The following is a 1,343-nucleotide window of genomic DNA, read 5'->3' as shown; positions in this document are numbered from 1 at the left end:
CAGTGATGATGTGTGTAGTGGTTCTTCGGGCGGGTCTGACTCACGGGCTGACCGTCGCGGTGGCTGACTAGAAGCGGATTTGTCGGCCCGCTCGGGGGATCGCTACGCACGCGACCGGACGGGCGTTTGTGACCTCATAGGAGCTTGGTTCAGAAGCCCCGCCACTGTCTTGTCCGCCCGCCTGGCCGGCGCGTGCTGCCCCACCGGGATCAACGAGAAAGGCAGCAGTGACCATGATGTCCGATCAGCACGTGCATGTCATCGCCGGAGTGGATACGCATGGCCAGACCCATCACGCGGCGGTGATCGACTCCCTCGGGCGGCATCTGGCCGACCGAGAGTTCCCGGCCACGGGTTCCGGGTACCGGCAGCTACTTTCATGGCTCGGCGGCCACGGCACCGTGCAGGCCGTTGGGGTCGAGGGCACCGGTGCCTACGGCGCCGAGCTGTCTCGGGTGCTGGCCCGGGCCGGACTATCGGTGGTCGAAGTCGACCGACCCGACCGCAAGACCCGGCGGATGAAGGGCAAGTCCGACCCGATAGACGCCTATGCCGCTGCTACCGCGGTCGCCTCCGGGCGTGCCACTGGCGTGCCGAAGACCCGCGACGGGATCGTGGAGGCCGTCCGGGCCTTGCGTGTGCCTCGGCGCTCCGCGGTCAAGGCCCGTACCCAAGCGATCAACCAGGCCAGGCAGCTGGTGATCACCGCTCCGGAGGAATTGCGAGCCCAGTTGCGTGGCCTGCCCGCCCGCGAGCTGGCCGCAGTCTGCGCCCGGTTCCGTCCCAGCGACCTCGCTAGTCCCCTCGGCGCGACCAAGGCGGCACTACGCATTCTGAGCCGCCGGATCCTGGCACTGAGTGAGGAGATCGCCGACCTCGACGTCGAGCTGAAAGCCCTGACCGCGCAGACGGCTCCGACCCTGATGAACCGCATGGGCGTGGGACCTGACGTCGCCGGGCAGCTTCTGGCCACCGCGGGCGACAACCCAGACAGGCTGCGCTCCGAAGCGGCGTTCGCGCACCTGTGCGGCGTGGCCCCGATCCCTGCCTCTTCAGGACGACGAGACCGACACCGACTCAACCGCGGTGGCGACCGGGCCGCGAACCACGCCCTGCATACCATCGCACTGAGCCGCATGCGATGGGACGAACGCACCCGCTCCTACGTTGACCGACGAACCGCGCAAGGCCTGTCCAAGAAAGACATCATGCGCTGCCTCAAACGCCACATCGCGCGCGAGATCTACCATGCCCTGATCAACGACCTACAGGCTCGCGACCCCGCCACCAAAGCACCGACCACCGCCGACCTCGCCAAAGCCGCTTGACATCCATAGGAGCAT

The 1,343-nt window shown here is 67.5% G+C and carries 1 protein-coding gene; it reads left to right on the top strand.

The window, feature by feature from the left end; translation table 11 throughout:
• Nucleotides 1-236: 236 nt before the first annotated feature.
• The gene (locus DPA01S_RS15995) at nucleotides 237-1,328 is read left to right on the top strand and encodes an IS110 family RNA-guided transposase (RefSeq protein ID WP_198150851.1); all 1,092 of its coding nucleotides are present in this window, start codon (nucleotides 237-239) and stop codon (nucleotides 1,326-1,328) included.
• Nucleotides 1,329-1,343: the final 15 nt, after the last annotated feature.

Source organism: Dietzia papillomatosis NBRC 105045, from assembly GCF_001570845.1.
Classification (GTDB): domain Bacteria; phylum Actinomycetota; class Actinomycetes; order Mycobacteriales; family Mycobacteriaceae; genus Dietzia; species Dietzia cinnamea.
The sequence above is the reverse complement of the archived record's forward strand: the minus strand, read 5'-3'. Positions and strand labels throughout refer to the sequence as shown.